Here is a 16,123-nt window from a genome sequence, read left to right on the forward strand (position 1 = left end):
TTTTCATAAAATGGCTATTTATTTCCGCTCACCTTGCGAGTAAACTGAATTCTAAATAAAATTGGAGAAATTAATGCTACAAACAAGATACGCACAAGACCGTGGTGATGGTTCATTTGATTGGCTAAAAAGCGCCCATACTTTTTCGTTCGGCAGCTATTACGATCCTCGTCATATTCATTTTTCCCATTTACGGGTGATCAATGAAGATTTTATTGCGCCAGAACGAGGCTTTGGCAAACACCCGCACGACAATATGGAAATTTTGACCTATGTGTTAAATGGCCGTGTGGCGCACCAAGACAGCATGGGAAATCAAACAGAATTAAAGGCGGGCGAATTTCAAATTATGTCGGCAGGTTCGGGGATTTTCCATTCAGAAATCAACCCTGATCCAGAGCAAACCTTACATTTATATCAAATTTGGATTATCCCAAATAAAAAAGACATTACGCCAAGATATGCCCAAGGCCACTTTGCCGATAAACAAGGTGGTACCTTGATTTTGTCCCCCGAGGCGAGTGAGGGATCATTTAAAATTTATCAGGATATGAAATTATGGCGCTACCAATTTGAGGCCGAAAGTGCGGTGGAAATTCCGTTAGATTTACACCGCAGTTATTGGTTGCAAGTGGTGCATGGTTGCTTATCCGTGAATGGAGAGGCATTAAATACGAGCGACGCCGTAGCGATTAAAGCCGAACAGGCGTTACAAATTAAAACCGAAAACCAAGTTGAATTTTTATTGTTTGATTTGGTCTAATCTTTCTATCCATACCATCATAAGGAAAATAACATGACAAAACAGATTGCCGTTTTAGTGGGAAGTCACAGCAAAACATCATTTAACCAAATCGTGGCGAAACATTTACAAGCCATTGCGCCTGAAAGTATTCAACTGAATTTTGTTGAGATTGCGGATTTACCTTTATATGACCGTGATTTAGACGAAAACAGCCCAACGCAATATGTGCGTTTCCGCCAACAAATTGCAGCGGCTGACGGTATTTTATTCATCAGCCCTGAACATAACGGTAGCGTGCCGGCCGTGTTAAAAAATGCGGTGGATATTGGTTCTCGCCCATCAGGCGAAAGCCTTTGGATTGGCAAGCCGTCGGGCGTGGTGACCGTGACAGCCACCGACGGCGCTGGTGTAACAGCGAGCTTAAAAGCCTTGGTGACGGCGCATTATGTCAACACAAAATTATTACCAAATGTCGCCCAAGTAGCGGGGATTTTTGGTGGCGTGTTTAATGCACAAGGCGAAATTGCCGCCGAAGAAGTCAAAGCGAATTTGCAAAAATTTATCAAAGAGTTTGCCGAGTTTGTGTAGTATTTAATAGATGACCCTCACTCTAAACCCTCACTCTAAACCCTCACCCTAGCCCTCTCCCAAAGGGAGAGGGAACTGTTTAGGGGAGAGGGAACTGTTTAGGGGAAAGGGACTAAATGAGGCAGATTAAATTAATTAACTTCACTGAACTATCCCCTCTCCCTTTGGGAGAGGGCTAGGGTGAGGGTTACAACCCCAAGGAAAACAATGAACCCAATTAACGTCGCCATAGCCGGCAGCGGTTATTCCGCTCGATTATTTCATGTCCCTTTTTTCAACACCGATCCTCGTTATTGCATTCGTAAAGTATATGAGCGCACCACCGAGCGAGCCAAAGAATGGCTACCCGAAGTTGAAATCGTACGAAATTACACCGCACTTTTAACCGACGATATCGATCTCGTGGTGATTACCACGCCCAATCAAACCCATTATGATATGGTGAAACAGGCGATTTTGGCACGTAAACATGTGTTAGTCGAAAAGCCGTTGGTGGCAACGTCACAACAAGCCATGGAATTAAAAGACTTAGCCGAACAGCAAGGTGTCACGCTCTATGTGTATCAAAATCGCCGTTGGGATAGCCATATTGCGACTGCCCGTGAAATTTTACACAAAGACTTACTGGGCGAACCGGTGGATTGTGAAATTCGCATGGAACGTTATGCCAAAAGCAAAAATCCAAAACAATGGAAAGAAACTGGCGAACAGGGAACAGGCTTGATGTATGATTTAGGCGTCCATTTAATCGATCAGGCGGTGTATTTATTCGGCAAACCTCAAGCCGTGTTTGCGGATATTCGTTCGCAACATGAGGATTCCATTGTGGATGATAATTTTGATGTGCATTTGTATTATGCCAATGGCCTGAAAGTGTCCTTGATGGCGAGCAAATATGTGCGTGAACCCAATGCGCAATTTGCGTTACATGGAAAACGTGGCTCCTATGTGAAAGCCAAAGCCGATTCACAAGAACGTTTGCTTATTGACGGCGTGGCGCCTGTGGGGCAATGGAATGCGGAAAAGGAAACGGATTGGGGGATTTTGCATACCGAATTGAATAACGACCTCGTGCGTTATGCTTATCCGAATGCGAACACCAGCTATCGAGCCTTGTTTGATAATCTCTATGATCATCTTGTGCAAAAGGCATCACCCTTTGTGACGTTAGATGAAGTCATTTTAGTGTTAACCATCATCGAAAAAGCCTTTGAAAGCGCCAAAACTGCTCAAAAAATTGCAATTTAACGCTCAAAATGAGCAAATAACAAGGTGTATTTGCTCTTTTTTAAAAATAATTTTTTTAGATTTTACATTTAAAATCAATAACCTTTACACTCCCTTTACAATTTTGTCATTTACACACATCAGATTTTCTTTATAATTCACTACATATCTTACAGGCGTGGGGACGCCTAATGTAGGGTATGTTTAGGAACTCGAGAGAAAAAGGGATTCTCTCCATTTGGATTGGAAAGTAGTGATAGAAGTGCGATGAAAAATCAGTGAGTTTTTCATCGCACTTTTTGCTTTTAACGATTTAAATTGATTGCGCCTTGATAATTTAATTGTCGCCACGCCTCATACACCGCCACCGCCACGGAATTGGATAAATTCATACTGCGACTGTTTGCTGTCATGGGAATACGAATTTTCTGTTCCATCGGCATTTGATCGAGAATCTGCATAGGAATGCCACGAGTTTCAGGGCCAAACATCAAATAATCCCCCAATTCAAATTGCACTTCACTGTGTGCCGGTCGGCCTTTGGTGGTCATGGCAAATAAGCGTTTCGGTTGCTCGCTTTGCAAAAATAATTCAAAGGTTTTATGTTTTTTGATTTCCGCAAATTCGTGGTAATCTAGTCCCGAGCGGCGTAATCTTTTATCGTCCCATGTGAAACCTAGCGGTTCAATTAAATGTAAGCGAAAGCCTGTATTGGCACATAAGCGAATGATATTACCTGTATTTTGCGGAATTTCAGGTTCGTATAAAACAATGTCTAACATAATAATTTAGTGCGTTCATAAAAAATAATGCTAAATTGTACCGCACTTTCAAGGAAAAATCTTTATGAATAAAACATCTCTGTTTCGGTTATTTATTGACGTATTTTGGCAACGTTTCCAACAAAACAAACTCACGCAAGCCGCAGGATCGCTAACGTATAGCACCATGTTAGCCATTGTGCCGTTGGTGATGGTGGTGTTCGCCATTTTCTCCGCATTCCCCATGTTTAACGAAATGACAGGCGCATTAAAAGAATTTATTTTCACCAATTTTGCCCCCTCTGCCAGTGACGTGGTTGGTCAATATATTGATGAATTTGTAGGCAATTCTAAACAAATGAGCGCTGTCGGGGTGGTGGGGTTAATTGTCACGGCATTGATGTTGATTAAATCCATTGATGACATGTTAAATCAAATTTGGCGAGCCAAAAGTCGCAGTCTGGTGTTTTCTTTTGCGATTTATTGGACCATTTTAAGCCTCGGCCCGATTTTTATCGGGGCGAGCATTGCCATTTCAAGCTATATTACCTCTTTCCAATTATTTAACGAGGGCATTAATTTACCCTTTGGTCTGAAATTACTGGGCTTTGTGCCGTTTTTCCTCACATGGTTGAGTTTTACGTTGATTTATTTGCTCGTACCCAATCAAAAAATCTATTGGCAACATGCCGCTGCGGGCGCTTTAATTGCAGCGATTTTCTTTACTCTCGGTAAACAAGGTTTCGCTTGGTATATCACCACATTCCCCTCCTATCAACTGATTTACGGCGCCATGGCCACCTTGCCGATTATGTTATTGTGGATTTGGTTGAGTTGGACCTTTATTTTACTCGGTGCGCAACTGGCCGCCGTGTTAGGCGATATGCGTTTGATTAAAGCGGGGGAATTGGATATGCACCAAGTGCGAGAAAAGGAGATGATGTAATCTTTTCCGAATAAATATCCGCACATTTTCTGGGTTTTTTGTTGTTTTTGAGTGAAAACGAAAAAATATTGTGATCAACGTCACAATTTTGAAACAAAGTACTTTCTCATTAAGAAAAAAATGAGTATGTTTATCATAGTTTTTTTGATCTTGATGAGAATTTTATTATGAACAGAAATCAAAATTTACAACAGGCCAAAACAGACCGAGAATGGGATGTCGTCATTATTGGTGGCGGCGCAACAGGATTGGGCATAGCCGTTGATGCTGCGAGCCGTGGGTTTTCCACCCTGTTATTGGAACGTGTCGACTTTGCCAAAGGCACCTCCAGTCGCAGCACAAAATTGGTGCATGGTGGCGTACGCTACTTGGCACAAGGGGACATTGCTTTGGTGAAAGAGGCCTTGCGTGAGCGTGGCAGACTCGGCAAAAATGCACCGCACTTATTTAAAAGCGAATCCTTTATTATCCCCGGTGAAAAATGGTGGACCGCCTATTATTACACCTTAGGCTTGTGGATTTATGACCGTTTATCGGGTGCCTTAAGCATTGGGCATACTCGCTATTTGAGCAAAAACGAAACCCAAACCCAATTAAAAGGGGTGAAACCCGAAAAACTCAATAATGGCGTGTGCTATTATGATGGCCAGTTTGATGATGCTCGTTTAGCCATCAACTTAGCACAAACCGCTGCAGAACAAGGGGCAACCTTAGTCAACTATTGCGAAGTGGTGGGTTTAGATAAAAATGAGGCAGGTAAAATTAACGGTGTGCAAGTCAGAGATGTGTTCAGCGGTGAGCATTTTGCGGTAAAAGCCAAATGTGTCGTTAATGCGACAGGCGTATTTACCAATGAAATCAATGCCATGGACAACCCAGAAGAAATGGACGGTATTGTGCCAAGTCAAGGTATTCATATCGTGATTGATCGTGATTTCTTACCGAATGAATCCGCTTTAATGGTGCCAAAAACCTCGGACGGTCGGGTGTTATTCGCCGTGCCTTGGCATGATAAATTAGTGGTCGGCACCACCGATACGCTCGTAAAAAATGCCGAATATGAACCTCGTCCACTCGAGCAAGAAGTCGAGTTTATTTTACAAACTGCCAAAGATTATTTTGTCAAAGCGCCAACCCGTGAAGATGTACGCAGTGTGTTTGTGGGCTTGCGTCCGTTAGCGGCACCAAAAGGCGAAAATAAAAGCACCAAAGAGGTGTCCCGTAGCCATAAAATCCATATTAGTGATTCTGGTTTGGTGGATATTATTGGCGGCAAATGGACAACCTATCGTCAAATGGCAGAAGATGCCTTAGAGGCAGCGATTGATAAGGGTATTTTACCGAAAAAACAATGTGTTACCGTAGATTTAAAAATTCACGGACACCACCCTGCGGATATGGCTAGTCACCTTGGCTATTACGGTAGCGATAGAGCGCATATTGAGCAGCTTGCGGCAAGTGATCCAAAAGCAGGGAGCAAAATTCATCCAGACTATCCATTCCTTTACGCCGAGGCCTTGTGGGCGGTGCGTGAAGAAATGGCGCAAACACTGGAAGATGTGCTGGCTCGCCGAATCCGTTTCTTGTTCTTAGATGCAAGAGCAGCTTCAGCGGTCGCAGAAGAGGTGGCAAATTACATTGCCCCAGAATTAAACAAAGATGCCGATTGGGTTGCTCAACAAGTGAGTGAATTCCGTCAGTTGTGTACACAATATCATTTTTAATCACATAAGGGAGAAACACTATGTTTGGTCCATTTAAACCAGCACCCCATATCGCAGAATTGCCTGCGGATAAAGTGGATGCGAAATATAAACAATTACGTTGGCAAGTCTTTGCTGGGATTTTCTTTGGTTATGCCGCTTATTATTTTGTGCGGGGTAACTTTGATTTAGCCCAAAAAGGCTTGATTGAGGCGGGTATGTATAACAAAGCAGAACTGGGTTTTATCGGCTCGGCTTTGGGTTTAGCCTACGGTATTTCTAAATTCGTAATGGCGGGTATGTCTGACCGCTCTAATCCGAAAGTGTTTTTACCTTTTGGTTTGTTCCTCTCAGGTCTTTGCATGGTGTTAATGGGAATTATGCCATGGGCGACTTCTGGCGTGATGATTATGTTTGCGTTGATCTTCTTAAATGGTTGGTTCCAAGGGATGGGTTGGCCTCCATGTGGACGAACCATGGTGCATTGGTGGTCAAAATCTGAACGGGGTACTATCGTGTCTATCTGGAACACCGCACACAACTTAGGCGGTATGGTACCGGGTGCCATGGTGTTATTAGCCAGTGCCATTTACTTCAACACCCACGGTGTACAAGCGACCGCCAAAGATGTATGGCAACAAACCTTGTATTATCCAGGTATTGCCGCTATGGTGGTGTCATTCTTAATCTATTTTGTGATGAAAGATACCCCACAATCTTGCGGTTTACCATCTATCGAAAAATGGCGTAATGATTACCCTGATAACTATGATGAAAAAACTAACGAACAAGAATTAACAACTAAAGAAATTTTTGTGACTTATGTGTTGAAAAACAAATTGTTATGGTATATCGCTATTGCAAACGTGTTCGTTTATTTAATCCGTTATGGTGTTTTAAAATGGTCACCAGTATATCTTGGCGAAGTCAAACACTTCAATATTAAAGGTACCGCTTGGGCATACACTATTTATGAATTAGCGGCGATCCCAGGTACGTTATTATGCGGTTGGGTATCTGACAAAGTCTTTAAAGGTAAACGTGGTTTAACTGGGTTCATCTTTATGATTTTAACCACGATTGCAGTAGTAGCATTATGGAAAAACCCAGCCACACCAGAGGCAGAATTAGCCAACTATGCTAACTGGTATGAAAATCCGTACCAATTAACAGACTTTATTTTAATGACCACAGTCGGTTTCTTAATCTATGGCCCAGTAATGCTAATCGGCTTACATGCCCTTGAATTAGCACCGAAAAAAGCCGCTGGTACTTCCGCAGGTTTTACAGGTTTATTCGGTTATCTTGGCGGTACTGTTTCTGCCTCTGCGATTGTAGGTTGGGCAGCAGAATATTACGGCTGGGACGGCGGCTTCTATGTGATGATCGCTGGTGGTGTTTTATCGGTTATCTTGTTGTTTATCGTGATGGTAGAAGAGGGTAAACACAAAGCGAAATTAGCGGATCACTATGGTAAATAATTAGATTTTAATTTAAACTCAGTCTAAATTTATTAAGGGACGATAGAATATATCGTCCCTTAATTGATCATTACATATTATAAAAATTTTGCAAAAACACCGCACTTTTATTTAGTCTTATCGTATCACTACACCAAAGGGGAATTTTGCAAAATGGGAAAAATGGCGGGGATATTTGGGGTTGAAGTAGGAAAGGTAAAGTGGTAATTTATACAGCGTAGATGTTTAAGTAGAGAATTTGGAAAATGAAACTATCATCTAAAAAAGATTTTTAATGACAAGACGTTAGACGTAAATTCAGTTATTCGAAATTTTCGAATAACTGGTGATGACAGCAAAAGTTACAACTTCCCTTACTTTTTTCAGGAGAAATAAATGATCGCATTAATCCAACGTGTCACTCACGCCAATGTGAACGTAGACAACCAAACTGTCGGTGAAATTGGCAAAGGCTTATTGGTATTGCTCGGTGTGGAAAAAGAAGATGATCAAGCGAAAGCGGATAAATTAGTGGAAAAAGTGCTGAATTATCGGGTCTTTGCAGATGAACAGGGTAAAATGAATTTGAATGTGCAACAAGCAGGCGGTTCACTGTTGGTGGTGTCACAATTTACCTTGGCAGCAGATACCCAAAAAGGCTTACGCCCGAGTTTTTCAAAAGGAGCCTCGCCTGATTTAGCCAATGAATTGTATCGTTATTTTGTGCAAAAGTGCGGTGAAAAAATCGCCGTTTCTACGGGGCAGTTTGGCGCTGATATGCAAGTGAGTTTAACCAATGATGGCCCCGTTACGTTCTGGTTAACGGCTTAACAAAAATTAGTTTTTGCAAGATGCGGAAAGTCGGTTATACTTAACGCCTATTTTTATTTATTTGCATTTGAGAACAATATGGAAGAATTTATGCCGTTGGCAACACAATTTGCCAAAAACCATACCTTGTTAGTGGTCGCTTGGGTCGCTATTTTTGTGGCGACCATTTATGTATTCGTCAAATCTGCCTTAAGCAAAGTGAAATTAATTACAAATTCACAAGCGGTGGCGTTAATCAATAATAAAGATGCCGTGGTGATTGATTTGCGTAGTATTGACGAATTTAAACGGGGTCACATTATTCATAGTAAACAATTTTTGCCAAGCGATATTAAGAAACACAATTTAGGCAAACTAGAACAACATAAAGAGATGCCAATGATTTTAGTGTGTGCCACCGGTGCCGTGGCGAATACCTCTGCGGAAATCTTGTCAAAACAAGGCTTTAGCGAAGTGTATGCGTTACAAGAGGGCATTGCGGGTTGGAACGCTGCCAATTTACCATTAGTGAAATAAGGATTTTATATGACTGAAGAAACACAAGCACCAACACAAGAACAACAACCTGAAGTGGTTTTTCAAATTCAACGTATTTATGTGAAAGACGTGTCTTTTGAGGCACCGAATTTACCGCATATTTTTCATCAAGAATGGAAACCGAATTTGAGCTTTGATTTAAGCACAGAGGCGAAACAATTAGGTGATGATTTATACGAAGTGGTGTTAAACATTTCGGCGGAAACCACCATGGAGGACAGCAAAGAAGTCGCCTTTATTTGCGAAGTCAAACAAGCCGGTGTGTTTACGATTAGCGGTTTGGAAGATATGCAAATGGCCCATTGTTTAACGTCACAATGCCCGAATATGTTGTTCCCTTATGCACGTGAATTAATTTCGAGCTTAGTGAATCGTGGTACATTCCCTGCATTGAATCTTGCGCCAGTCAATTTTGATGCGTTGTTTATGGAACATTTACGCCGCATTGAGCAAGAAGAAGAGCAAGCGGAAAAACCGACGACTCATTAATTAAATTGTCGGGGCGGATTGCGATTTCCGCCCTCATTATCCAATTTTAAGGCGTTAGTCATGACCACTCCAACACCAATTAGCGTTCTCGGGGCTGGATCTTATGGCACATCTTTAGCCATTGCCTTTTCCCGTAATAACTTCCCCACTTATCTTTGGGGACACAATCCTGAGCATTGTCGTCAATTAGAAAATGCCCGACAAAATGCCCGTTTCTTGCCGGAAATTTCCTTTCCTACGGCGTTGCATATTGAATCGGATCTTAAAACTGCGGTGCAAAAATCCCGAGATTTGTTGATCGTGGTACCAAGCCATGTGTTTGCGGAGGTGATCGATCAAATTAAACCGCACTTACGCCCTGATAGCCGTATTGCGTGGGCAACAAAGGGGTTAGAACGAGATACGGGACGGTTATTGCAAACGGTGATTGAAGAAAAGTTGGGGACGCATTATCCTTTAGCCATGTTATCTGGCCCAACGTTCGCCAAAGAATTAGCTGCCGGTTTACCCACAGCGATTGCCTTGGCGTCTAACGATCCACAATTTGCGGTGGAATTACAAAATCGCATTCATTGCAGTAAGCATTTTCGGGTGTATTTAAATCAAGATATGATCGGCGTACAACTCGGCGGTGCGGTGAAAAACGTGATTGCCATTGCGGCTGGCATGTCGGACGGCATGGGCTTTGGCGCCAATGCCAGAACCGCATTGATTACCCGTGGCATTGCCGAAATCAGCCGATTAGGGGTGTCTTTAGGTGCAGATCCGAAAACCTTTATGGGCATGTCAGGCTTGGGCGATTTGGTGTTAACCTGTACCGACAATCAATCCCGTAACCGCCGTTTTGGCCTCATGTTAGGGCAAGGTGTGTCAGCAGAACAGGCCATGCAAGAGATTGGTCAAGTGGTGGAGGGCTATTATAATACCAAGGAAACCACGTTGTTAGCCCAACGGCAAGGGGTGGAAATGCCGATTACGGAGCAAATGTATCAAGTGTTGTTCCAACATAAAAACGCCAAAGATGCCGCCATGGCATTATTAGGGCGTGAGAAAAAAGCAGAATAAGGGAGTAAACCATGTTGAATGAGGTGTGGCAGAAAATTCGTGATGAGGCCAAGGAATTGGTGGATCACGAACCAGTGTTAGCGAGCTTTTTCCATTCCACCATTTTAAAGCATAAAAATCTGGGCAGTGTGTTGAGCTATATTTTGGCAAACAAATTAGCCACCGCCACCATGCCCGCCATTACCTTGCGTGAAATTATCGAAGATGTGTATCAGGATCAACCGAGTATTATTGAAAGTGCCGCTTGCGATATTCACGCCGTCCGCCAACGTGACCCTGCGGTGGAATTATGGTCAACCCCGTTGCTTTATTTGAAAGGGTTCCACGCCATTCAAAGCTACCGCATTACCCATCATTTATGGCAAACCGAACGCCGTTCACTTGCCATTTATTTACAAAACCAAATTTCCGTCGCCTTTGATGTGGATATTCACCCCGCCGCACGGATTGGTTGTGGCATTATGTTCGACCATGCCACCGGCATTGTGGTGGGGGAAACCGCCGTGATTGAAAATGACGTGTCTATCTTGCAAGGCGTGACTTTAGGCGGAACCGGCAAAGAAACTGGCGACCGCCACCCAAAAATCCGTGAGGGTGTGATGATTGGTGCGGGAGCGAAAATCCTTGGCAATATTGAAGTGGGTAAATATGCCAAAATCGGGGCTAATTCTGTGGTGTTGCAACCCGTTCCAGAACATGCCACCGCTGCTGGCGTGCCGGCTCGTATTATCGGCAAAGATCGAGATGCCAAACCAGCCTTTGATATGAACCAGTATTTTATTGATGATGCGGAAATGTTGAATATTTAATGGAATTTTATCTACAAATTTTTCCATTTGTACAAAAAGTAGTGTTACATCTCATTATTTATTTTTATAAAAGATGTAACACTATTAACAACAAATAAATGTGTAGATTATTTCCGACTATTCAACAACTGATCTGCATTATCCAAAGTCACTTTTGTCCAAGGTACATCATAACGTTTGGATTTACCGTCATTCCATTCCATTTTTCCCTTGTATTGTTCCCAAATATCGGACATTGGTTGATAACTATCGCCAATAACTGCTCTTAAAGCCACATCAATAGAACCTTGAATTTGCCCTTTAGCATCTTGCAAAATTGAGGTCATTTTTTTCTCTTTTACGGCATAAATCGCATCACTGACACCATCCACCCCAGCAATTGCAAAATCATTCACATTTAGCCCAGCACTTTGAATGGCTTCAATGGCACCTAATGCCATTTCATCATTTTGAGCAATAATACCATTGATTTTACCGCGGTGTTTTTGTAGCCAGTTTTCCATTAATGGAATAGCTTCTGAACGTGACCAGTTAGCGGTTTTACGTTCTAGAATTTTGATGTTATCTTTGCCACATTCTGCGATAGCTTTTTCGTTACCTTGACCACGTTGGATTTCACCCGATCCCCCTTTAGGACCTTCAATAATCACCACATTGCCTTTGCATCCCATTTTTTCTAATACCGCTTTCGCTTCTAAATAACCACCCTCTACATCATCTGAAACGACTTCACTGGTCATTTTATCGGTATTTAAACGAGCATTTGTGACCACCACGGGGATATTGGCTTTATTTGCCATGGTGACGACATCAATATTGGCTTCATAATCCATCGGATTAATGACAATAGCATCAGTCTTGGTTTGGATAGCGGTTTCCGCTTGATTGTTTTGTACAAGCGGATCATAACGACCGTCATAAACCGTTAGGGTTGCAATACCCTGTTTAACTGCAGGATGTTCTTTGGCATATTTATCCATTAGTTGAACAAATTCTGCTTTCATACCATACATTAAAATAGAAATTTTAACAGGTGTTTGTTGTGCCACTGCAACAGATGAAACAGCGAGAGCAATAGATGTTAATAGTAATTTTTTCATAGCATTTTCCTCTTTGGATTAAATAAAAGATTGAGTGTTTAAATAGGGTCAACAGACCCTAAAACTATCTGCGAATTTTTCTTGACGGATCTAACATCACTGCGACGACGATTAATACCCCCTTAATTAATTGTTGATAATAAGATTGCACCCCTAATAAATCCAATCCATTGTTTAACACACCAATAATTAGAATCCCAAAGAATGTTCCCATTAATGTACCAATTCCGCCTACCATACTGGTTCCCCCAATAACGACAGCAGCAATAGCATCTAATTCATAAGCTGTTCCTGCGTTGGTTTGTGCGGAACCTGTTCGTGCTGTAAGAATTAATCCAGCGATGGCAGAAAGTACACCACAAAGGGTATAAACAAGGGTTTTGATTTTATTAACATTAATACCTGATGTTCTGGTGCTTTTTTCGTTACCACCTACTGCATAAACATAGCGACCAAAAGTGGTTTTATTCAACACAATCCAAGCAAAAATAAAGATCAGTAAGAACAAAATAATAGGGATTGGAATAGCATCAAATAAATAACCATTTCCTAACCAGCGAAAATCTGAATTTAGCTGAGAAACTGGGTTACCATCTGTGGAAAGTAAAGTTAATCCCCTTGCAATAGAAAGCATACCCATTGTCACAATAAAGGGCTGTAAGTTGTATTTTGCGATGACAGCACCATTAATAAATCCAGCTATCGCTCCAACCAAAATTGCCACAAAAATAGGCAACCATAATGCCATATCGGTATTGCCAATCGCCAAACCGCTATTTGTTGTGGCAAAACGAGCGGCCACAATACCAGCCAAAGCCAGTACTGCACCCACTGAAAGGTCAACCCCAGCTGTGATGATAACGAAAGTCATACCAATAGCTAATATGCCGTTAATTGACACCTGTCTTAACACGATCAACGCATTATCTTTGCTTAGAAAATAGTTATCTGCCCAATAACCATAATAAACGCAAATTTCCCCCGCAATAGAGATTACAATACACAGCACAAGAAAGGCTAAAATAATGCCATATTTATTCATATTCTGTTTTAACACATTGTTTTTCATAATATATCCTTTTATTATTGAAGAAAGTTATACGGACAAATTCATTAGTTTGGACTGAGTTAATTCATCTCTTGATAATATGCCATTGATTTTTCCATCTTTTAAAACAATGACACGATCACTCATACCAATAATTTCAGGTAATTCAGAGGACACCATAATGATAGATTTCCCTTGATTGGCAAAATCAGACATAAAATCATAGATTTCTTTTTTAGCACCCACATCAATGCCTCGAGTCGGTTCATCTAATAGCAATATTTCAGGATCTAACAATGCCCATTTGCCTAAAATAACTTTTTGTTGATTTCCGCCGCTTAAATTAATCACCTTTTGATCTTGATTTGGTGTTTTTATATTGAACTTTTTAATCATCTCTATGGCTCTGGCTTTGGTTTGACTATCATTAATTAAGCCTGATTTTGTCACCTCTTTAAGAGAAGATAAATTAATGTTCTCACCAACAGAAAGGCACAATACTAAGCCTGTTTCTTTCCTATCTTCAGTCACATAAGCAAGACCTGATTCAATAGCTTGTTGTGGTGAATTTAACTGAAGTGTGTTGCCTTTAAAGCGGATTGAACCAGAGGCAGGTTTTTCTAAACCAAACAGCAGATCGAGAATTTCACTTCGTCCAGATCCAACTAAGCCGTATATACCTAAGATTTCCCCTTGTTTTAGATTAAAACTGATATCTTCAAGAAAATGATTCCAATGTAGATTATTTACTTCTAGTACAACATTTTCTGTTGGGGTGTTATATTTAGAAAACTCCTGACTTAATTCGCCACCAATAATGTGTTCAATCAATTTTTCTCGGGTAATGTCTGCAATCTCACCTTCATAAATATAAGTACCATCACGAAACACCGTAAAGGTATCCGCAATCTCAAAAATTTCAGAAAGACGGTGAGAAACATAAATAATCCCCTTACCTTTTTCAGCTAATTGGCGAATCGCTTGAAATAATTTCAAGGTATCTTCCTCACCAATGGCAGAGGTTGGCTCGTCCATAATGATAATATCAGCATTAGAATGAGAAAGTGCTTTAGCAATTTCCACTAATTGTTGTTCTGCTACGCTTAAATCTCGCAATCTGGTTTTGGCTGAAATATCATTAAAACCTAAATCATCTAATAATGCCTGAGCTTGTTTATTCAGTTGTTCAAAATCTACAAAGCCCATCTTTTTCGGCTCATTGCCTAAGTAAATATTTTCTGCTACGGATAAATCAGGAATACCACTTAATTCTTGCTGAACAATGGTTATTCCACCTTGTAAGGCTTGTTTTGGGGTGGCGAAATGACATTCTTTTCCTTGAATAAAAATATGCCCTGTATCTGGTTGGATAAATCCCATTAATATGCTGAGAAAGGTGGATTTTCCCGCACCATTGCCACCACATAAAGCGTGAATAGAACCACGTCTTAAGGCAAATTCAATATTTTTTAATGCGATTACTTCGCCAAATTTTTTACTAATACCAGTGACTTCCAGTAAATAATCTGATGAATTTGTCATAGTTAATCTTCCAAATAGTTTTTGGTTAAAATGGCACAATATTTTGTATACACTTTTTCATATTGCTGTACGTTTTGAATATTTGGCGTGGTTAAAGTACTTTGCTCTAAAATAACAAATTGATCGGTTAATTCATTGAGTAATTGTTGTTCATCTTTCGTAGAATAAGAACAAATATGAACCAAGGCCGCTTGAATAGCTGCACCCAATGCAGCCGCTTCGGAATAGGCTAAACAAATGACTTCACAATTCATCATATCCGCAACGATTTGTCGCCATATTGGACTTTTAGCACCGCCTCCAATTAAGCGAATTTGGGTGGGGTTTACCCCTTTCTGTCTAAATAAATCTAGCCCATAACGTAATCCCAACGTTGTTCCTTCAACCATTGCACGGCATAAATTCTCAACCGTAAAATTGTTATAATCTAAACCATAGATACTTGCTTTGGCAGTAGGTAATGCTGGAACTCTTTCGCCGTTAAAGAATGGTAAAATTGTGATGCCATTTGCTCCAATAGGCGCAGATGAAACTGCAAGATTAAAATCCGTTAAATCTATTTTTAATAGTTTTTGTAATAAGGATGTCGTAGAGGTGACGTTCATTGTACAGATTAATGGCAACCAGCCATTATTAGCTGAACAGAAATTGGCTATCAGTTTTGATGCAGGTTTTATTGGTGTTGAAGAATAAGCATATAACGTCCCAGAGGTGCCTAGACTCATAGTTACAATACCATCTTTCGTATTTCCTGTGCCAATGGCACCCATCATATTATCACCACTCCCTGATGCCACCAACACATCAGGATTTAAATTTAACAGTTGAGCGATATCTGCTTTCAATTTGCCAACAACGGTATTACTTTTGATTAAAGTAGGTAGCGCATTGGTTAATATGCTATCTTTATCAATGAGTTCAATAACGTCTTTATTCCAACAACGAGAATAAATATCTAATAATCCAGTGCCAGACGCATCACCATATTCCATTACCGCTTGTCCTGTTAGCCAGTAATTAATATAGTCATGCGGAAGCAATACTTTATCCACTTGTTGCCAAATGTCAGGATAAGATTGCTTTAACCAAAGTAATTTGGAGGCAGTATATCCAGTTGCAATCACTAATCCCAGTTTTTCTAAGCATTGTTCTTCACCGCCTATCATCTGTAAAAGTTGCTCATTTTGTGATCTGCACCCCAAAAGTTGGACTAATAACCAACTAAGTAAGGTGCAGATTTTTATGACTAAATACAACCAAGCATTTAAACAA

16 protein-coding genes are annotated in these 16,123 nt (G+C 40.9%); 11 read left to right on the forward strand and 5 right to left on the reverse strand.

What is annotated here, in order from left to right; genetic code table 11:
- The first annotated feature begins 73 nt into the window (after positions 1 to 73).
- The 3 genes from ACTG7X_RS05340 (at position 74) to ACTG7X_RS05350 (ending at position 2,581) form a co-directional block, all read left to right on the forward strand.
- The gene (locus ACTG7X_RS05340; protein ID WP_439257513.1) at positions 74 to 763 is read left to right on the forward strand and encodes a pirin family protein; all 690 of its coding nucleotides are present in this window, start codon (positions 74 to 76) and stop codon (positions 761 to 763) included.
- Positions 764 to 796: 33 nt separating this feature from the next.
- Positions 797 to 1,333: an NADPH-dependent FMN reductase gene (locus ACTG7X_RS05345; RefSeq protein WP_439257514.1), complete on the forward strand. Its 537-nt coding sequence runs from the start codon at positions 797 to 799 to the stop codon at positions 1,331 to 1,333.
- Positions 1,334 to 1,540: 207 nt separating this feature from the next.
- Entirely contained in the window at positions 1,541 to 2,581 is a 1,041-nt protein-coding gene (locus ACTG7X_RS05350; RefSeq protein ID WP_439257515.1) for a Gfo/Idh/MocA family protein, read from the forward strand.
- A gap of 284 nt (positions 2,582 to 2,865) precedes the next feature.
- On the opposite strand, the gene trmL is transcribed toward ACTG7X_RS05350, so the two are convergent.
- The gene (gene trmL, locus ACTG7X_RS05355) at positions 2,866 to 3,342 is read right to left on the reverse strand and encodes a tRNA (uridine(34)/cytosine(34)/5-carboxymethylaminomethyluridine(34)-2'-O)-methyltransferase TrmL (protein WP_439257516.1); all 477 of its coding nucleotides are present in this window, start codon (positions 3,340 to 3,342) and stop codon (positions 2,866 to 2,868) included.
- A gap of 64 nt (positions 3,343 to 3,406) precedes the next feature.
- On the opposite strand from trmL, the gene ACTG7X_RS05360 reads away from it, so the two are divergent.
- The 8 genes from ACTG7X_RS05360 to cysE all read left to right on the forward strand — a co-directional run bounded on the left by ACTG7X_RS05360 (position 3,407) and on the right by cysE (position 11,161).
- Positions 3,407 to 4,267: a virulence factor BrkB family protein gene (locus ACTG7X_RS05360; RefSeq protein ID WP_439257517.1), complete on the forward strand. Its 861-nt coding sequence runs from the start codon at positions 3,407 to 3,409 to the stop codon at positions 4,265 to 4,267.
- A 167-nt stretch (positions 4,268 to 4,434) separates the two neighbouring features.
- A complete protein-coding gene (locus tag ACTG7X_RS05365) occupies positions 4,435 to 5,991 on the forward strand; it encodes an FAD-dependent oxidoreductase (protein ID WP_439257518.1) in 1,557 nt (518 codons plus the stop codon).
- A gap of 20 nt (positions 5,992 to 6,011) precedes the next feature.
- Positions 6,012 to 7,451, forward strand: coding sequence for a glycerol-3-phosphate transporter (gene glpT / locus ACTG7X_RS05370; RefSeq protein ID WP_439257519.1), 1,440 nt, complete (start codon positions 6,012 to 6,014; stop codon positions 7,449 to 7,451).
- 375 nt (positions 7,452 to 7,826) lie between these two features.
- Positions 7,827 to 8,261 (forward strand): D-aminoacyl-tRNA deacylase, encoded by a 435-nt coding sequence (gene dtd, locus ACTG7X_RS05375; RefSeq protein ID WP_439257520.1) that lies wholly within the window; start codon positions 7,827 to 7,829, stop codon positions 8,259 to 8,261.
- A gap of 78 nt (positions 8,262 to 8,339) precedes the next feature.
- Complete coding sequence (locus ACTG7X_RS05380) at positions 8,340 to 8,777, forward strand: rhodanese-like domain-containing protein (protein WP_439240288.1); 438 nt, start codon at positions 8,340 to 8,342, stop codon at positions 8,775 to 8,777.
- Between the two features lie 9 nt (positions 8,778 to 8,786).
- Positions 8,787 to 9,287 carry a protein-export chaperone SecB gene (gene secB, locus ACTG7X_RS05385; protein ID WP_439257521.1) on the forward strand — a complete coding sequence of 167 codons (501 nt, stop codon included), beginning with the start codon at positions 8,787 to 8,789 and terminating at the stop codon, positions 9,285 to 9,287.
- A gap of 60 nt (positions 9,288 to 9,347) precedes the next feature.
- A complete protein-coding gene (gene gpsA / locus ACTG7X_RS05390) occupies positions 9,348 to 10,352 on the forward strand; it encodes an NAD(P)H-dependent glycerol-3-phosphate dehydrogenase (protein ID WP_439257522.1) in 1,005 nt (334 codons plus the stop codon).
- Positions 10,353 to 10,363: 11 nt separating this feature from the next.
- Positions 10,364 to 11,161: a serine O-acetyltransferase gene (gene cysE, locus ACTG7X_RS05395; RefSeq protein ID WP_439257523.1), complete on the forward strand. Its 798-nt coding sequence runs from the start codon at positions 10,364 to 10,366 to the stop codon at positions 11,159 to 11,161.
- Positions 11,162 to 11,268: 107 nt separating this feature from the next.
- Here the strand turns inward: cysE and ACTG7X_RS05400 are convergent, their stop codons facing one another.
- The 4 genes from ACTG7X_RS05400 to xylB form a co-directional block, all read right to left on the reverse strand.
- Positions 11,269 to 12,261 carry a substrate-binding domain-containing protein gene (locus ACTG7X_RS05400; RefSeq protein WP_439257524.1) on the reverse strand — a complete coding sequence of 331 codons (993 nt, stop codon included), beginning with the start codon at positions 12,259 to 12,261 and terminating at the stop codon, positions 11,269 to 11,271.
- A gap of 64 nt (positions 12,262 to 12,325) precedes the next feature.
- A complete protein-coding gene (locus tag ACTG7X_RS05405) occupies positions 12,326 to 13,330 on the reverse strand; it encodes an ABC transporter permease (protein WP_439257525.1) in 1,005 nt (334 codons plus the stop codon).
- Between the two features lie 27 nt (positions 13,331 to 13,357).
- On the reverse strand, positions 13,358 to 14,851 hold the full coding sequence (locus tag ACTG7X_RS05410; RefSeq protein WP_439257526.1) for a sugar ABC transporter ATP-binding protein: 1,494 nt from the start codon (positions 14,849 to 14,851) through the stop codon (positions 13,358 to 13,360).
- Between the two features lie 2 nt (positions 14,852 to 14,853).
- Positions 14,854 to 16,123, reverse strand: a 1,270-nt coding sequence (gene xylB, locus ACTG7X_RS05415; RefSeq protein ID WP_439257527.1) for a xylulokinase, incomplete at its 5' end; no start/stop codon positions are given.

The sequence above is a fragment of the Lonepinella sp. BR2271 genome (assembly GCF_051851515.1).
Classification (GTDB): domain Bacteria; phylum Pseudomonadota; class Gammaproteobacteria; order Enterobacterales; family Pasteurellaceae; genus Lonepinella.